This is a genomic window from Streptococcus sp. 27098_8_76, from assembly GCF_041432315.1.
Classification (GTDB): Bacteria; Bacillota; Bacilli; order Lactobacillales; family Streptococcaceae; genus Streptococcus.
On the sequence record NZ_JAPVZI010000022.1, the window covers coordinates 1 to 5,236 of the forward strand.

The following is a 5,236-nucleotide window of genomic DNA, read 5'->3' on the forward strand; positions in this document are numbered from 1 at the left end:
ATGTCAAATATCCATCATAGTAGTTTTTATTGTTTTATTCCCAGTGGGAATATTGCTTTTAAATTTGATTTTGTGTTTTAACATCAGGAGGGACAATGGAAAATAAATCAAATTCACTCAATAGAATAAAGCGTCATCAACGTGAAAAGGTGTTGCGCTTTTCTATTCGTAAATATAGTTTCGGTGCGGCTTCAGTTGCTATTGCAGCACTGATGTTTTTAGGTGCGCGCGTTGTTAGTGCGGATACTGTAAGCGGAAGTAGTTCACCATCTACTGCGGGTGTAGTACAACCTAACGATAAGGGCGACTCGCCTGTGGGTATTAAGGATGAAAATAAATCAGAAGTAGCCAATAATTCTTTAGAAAATAAAGAAGTTGCACTTGTTGAAAATAGTAGTAATACGGTTGATAAAAGTCAGTTAAGAACAGTAGTTGAAAAATTAAATTCTCTTCTTTCAACTAAATTAAACCTTGACGATTCAGTGCTTTCTTCTGTAAAAGAAAGAGTTCAGAGAGCTCAGGCATTACTAGATAAAGCTGATGCAGTTCAAAAAGATATTAATGAACTAAAAGAACTTTTGTCTGCTGATTTAGCTACTTTATCTAATGCGGTAAAAGAATCAAGTGAGGTTAGAGAAAGTAATACTGGAACTGAGGCTGAAAAACCAGCGAGCCAATCTTCTTCTGAAGTAAGAGCAAGCGAAGAGAATCAAACTGTATCAGCTAAAAAAGATTCTTTGAAAGTATCTGTTGATCAATTGAAAGCAGCAATTTCAGAAGTTCCTGAACATGATACTACGAAAAAAGTTCTTGAAAAAGCCAATGAACTATTAGGAGTGGCTCAAGTAGTCCTTGAAAATACAACAGTTTCTCTGAACGAAGTTGAAGATATGACAAAACGTGTGAAGCGAATGTTTATTTCTGTTAAAAACGCTACAACGCGTTTGACTTCAGGTGCTCGTGACTCACGTAATGGTCAGAGAATGGCTCAAGGTACAGGATTTAGAGCAACCACGACTGATGATGGACGTGTAGAAGGTGCTTTGATTAATGTTAAAGAGTATATCTCGGAACCCAAAGGGGGAACTACAGATATCGGTAATCGTGATCGTACTATTACAAAGACATTCATGACTGCAAAATACAGTGAAGAAAATGGTAGAAAGTACATTACCTATGACGTTTATTTCCAAAATGATGGTCATACATTAGGTGGTTCAACAAGAAATGCTTTTTGGTTCTATCCGCCACGTGATATTTTACATATTGACGGTGGATATCCTAGCGGAACTCTTTTTGACACTTATTATGAACGTTATAGAAATAGTGGAAGTGGAGGAACCCTTTCTCATAATCCTAATAACTTTACTAAGGTGGGGGGTACTTATTATGTTCCTTCAAGAGTTCAGGATAGCAGTTCCGAAAAACTTTGGAAAGATGGCTTTAGTTTCTATCAGCTTGATGGTGGACCTTCAAGCGATAGCAAACGTCAGGAAATGTTGAAGCATTTACAATATAATTCTGATTTAAATGGTATCATTAAACCGAATGGAAGATATCCAGGGCTATCTTATTCCCATGTTTTAACTGTTGCATCAAATGCTGATTATGCCTATAAATATCATGTTAAGATGCGATTGAGAGATAATGTAACCGCAGATCAAGCTAAAAGTGCGGGTGTAATGGCTGTGACAACAAAAGCTGGTCTAGCTACAAACGCAACGGCAGGATATGTGTATGCTGCTCTAGGTTCGCGATTAGTAACTAAACCAGATGCACAAGTATATCCTATCAAAGGTAGCTCGCATACAAAAACAGTAGGAGATACTCTTCTAAATCCTGAAAATCCAGTAGCAGCTGGTTATATTACTCTAAAAAATGGCGGAGAATTTCCGTCAGGAATGGAGTGGGGCTGGAAAAATAATAATCGACCAAGTACAAATACAGCAGGAATTTTCACCTATACAGCAACTGCTCGATACCAAGATGGCTCTACATCAGAAGATGCAAACTCAGGATCTGATGGACGAGTTTACTTTACTGTTAAACCTAAGAAACCAGCTATTACAACAGATGTTGCTAATAAAAAAGGTTTACCAAATCAACAAATTACTGTCAATGTTGGAAACGGAGTGGAAGGCTCGACAGTTAAGCTTTACGATGGTGATAGAGAGATTGGAACTGGAACAGCTCATGGAGGGACTGCGACAATTACAGTTACAGAAGCTCTACCAGGAAACCCTATTACAGCTAAAACAATAGTTACTAATACTAATGGAACAGTAACTTCTGATAAAAGTGCCCCTGTTACACCAACAGAAGCACCAGATACACAACGTCCAACATTGACTATCACACCATCAACTCAAACTGTAGTAGAAGGTCAACAAATATCGTTTACAGTAACAGCAACAGATGATAAAAATGTTAATCTTGATGCTAAGGATTTTCTAACGAAATATTTAAACAGAATTTTTGCAGGGGAAGTATCTACAACTAGAGAAATAAATGAGGTTAATAAAAAGGTAGATCGAATTACGATTACAACTAAAGCAGAAGATCTCGGTAAAACAAACACTATTACATTTAACGCTACTGATAATGCAGGAAATAAAGCAGACCCAGCAACTTTCACCTTTACAGTAACACCACGTGATAACCAAAAACCAATCGTTGAGGTTGGCGGAATTCGTTTAACAGAGAATGAACCACAATCTGCACAGTTTTATGTCTATCGTGGAGCTACATTTAATCCAACTGTGAAAGCCTGGGATGATTCAGGTAACATTAAATCTATGAGTGTTGAGAACTTACCAAATGGATCTACGCCTCAAACTTATACAGCTCAAACAGGAAAAACTGAAGCAACGCCATATGCAACTCCTTTATCTTCAGGAACAGTAGCTGATACACAAACACTAGGAGATCACGTAGCTAAGTTCAGAATTTCTGATGGTGTAAATAGTGCTATCTATCAGATGAAGTATAAAGTTGTCGATGTTGTCGTGGAAAACACACCTAAGACAGTCGAATTAAACAGCAAGTCAGGTGATCCAAATGAATACCTAAATACAGCTGGTCAGCAAGATCAATCAGGTAAACCAGTTGTAGAATCGCAAGCAGATGTCCACTTCCCAGGAGGAATGAAATTCCGTTGGGACAATGCTAATGGATCAGATACGAATATAACATTATCTAAAGTAGGAACACAAACTCATAAAGCGATTGCGGTATTCCCTAAAAATCCAAGTAATCGTGGTAGTGTCCAAGTATTTGCACCAGAAAAAGCTGAGAGAAATGTTGTTTTCAATGTAGTGGATAATGAAAAACCAAAAGCAAGTCTAAATGGAAAAGAGTTATCAGAAACTGCTAATGAACCAATCTTTACAGTTTATCGTGGAGCTACATTTAACCCAGAGCTAAAAGTATCGGATAACTCTGGTGTGATTTCTAAAGTAGAAGTTAAGGGAGGACTTCCAAAAGGAGTAACTCCATCTACAGAACTAACTACATTTACAGCTCAAACAGGAAAAACTGAAGCAACTCCATATGCAGCTCGTTTATCTTCAGGAACTGTGAATACTGAAACTTTAGGAGTACATGAATCAACTATTCACGTAGAAGGAAGTAGCCCTTCAGATAGCCGTGATTTCAAATTCAAGTACCGCGTAGTTGATATTGAAACAAAAAATGTTGATGAAAACAGTATAGCAAGAGTGCCAGTTGCTTCAACATTAAATAAAGCTAATAGTTCTAAAAATATTGATGCGCATAACTATCTGAAAGTAGTTGATAGTGAAGATAAAGCAGATCGTGGTAATAATTATTTACCAAGTGGTATGACTTGGACCTGGAAAGACAGAGACGGCGTTAATAAAGACCGAGGAACAACACTTGACAATTCAGGTAAATATACTCGAACTGCAGTAGCAATATTCCCAGGTACTAACGGTACTAACGCTAATAATATGACAGATGCTACTAGCACGACTAGAGATGTATTTGCACCAGCAGAAATCAAGCGTCAAGTAATTCTAGCAGTAACACCAACAGCACCTATCGTAGAAGGTAAAGAGAATGGTAGTGTAACAATTACCCCACCAACACGCCCTGATAGTACTAATAAACAAGATATTGATAAAATTACTCTTACTTATGTACCAACAGGTAAGACTACACCAGAAACTGTAACGGTTACGAAATCAGGAAATACTTGGACAGCGACAGTAAATGGTAAACCAACGGATAAAGTATCAGTATCATCTGAAGGAGTTGTAACAATTTCTGATGCTGAAATTGCAGATAAAACAGAAGTAACTGCAAAAGTTTCTAAGAACATTGATGGTGTACTTACTCTTGAGAGTCCAGTAGCTATAGGAACAGCAAATGGACCTTTGGCAGCTGAGGTTACAAACCCAGCACCAGTTCCGGAAAAAGCACAAATTACACCAGTTACAGTTGTGACACCTAACAAACCAGGTTCAAGCATTACAGTAGATGGCAAAATAAATGGTTTAACAGTAGATGAAGAAGGTAAACTTAAAGGAACACCAGAGGTAAATGATTGGAAACCAAAAGAAGAAGAACGCACAGTCGAAATTCCGGTTAAAGTTACAAAAGGTGGCGAGACAGTTACTGTGAAAGTTCCAGTTCCAATTTTACGCGATACAGATGGAGACGGAATTCCAGATAAAGTAGACACAGATGATGACAACGATGGAATTCCAGACAAGGATGAAGAGAAAAACGGAACAGATCCTAAGACACCAACAACTCAAACTCCAACTATTGGAATTACTCGCAAAGAAAATGGTGATGCAATTGTTACACCAACAAAACCAGGTGGAGGAACATATCCACGAGGAACAACTGTAACGATTCCAGGAAATGATAATACTCCCATTGAAGTTACAATTGGAAATGACGGTTCAGGAACAGTTCCAAATGATAAACTTCCAAAAACTGATAAACCAGGAACAGGAACAGTCACAGAACCGAATAAAGCACCATCTAAACCTGTAAAAGTAACAACACCAGCTCGTAAGACACCAACAGTAGCATTGGACCAAGATCCAGATACTGGTGAAGTTACAGTGACACCGAAGAAACCAGATGGAACATTATATCCAGAAAATACGAAGGTAGAAATACCAGGTAAAGATAAGGACCACCCAATCACTGTTACTATTGGAAAAGACGGAAAAGGTAAAGTACCAAATAGTGAGTTACCAGAAGG

1 protein-coding gene is annotated in these 5,236 nt (G+C 37.9%); it reads left to right on the top strand.

Annotation, left to right across the window (positions count from 1 at the left end; translation table 11 throughout):
- Positions 1–95: 95 nt before the first annotated feature.
- The coding region (locus tag O3636_RS10510; protein WP_371643081.1) for a YSIRK-type signal peptide-containing protein at positions 96–5,236 on the top strand (5,141 nt) is incomplete at its 3' end.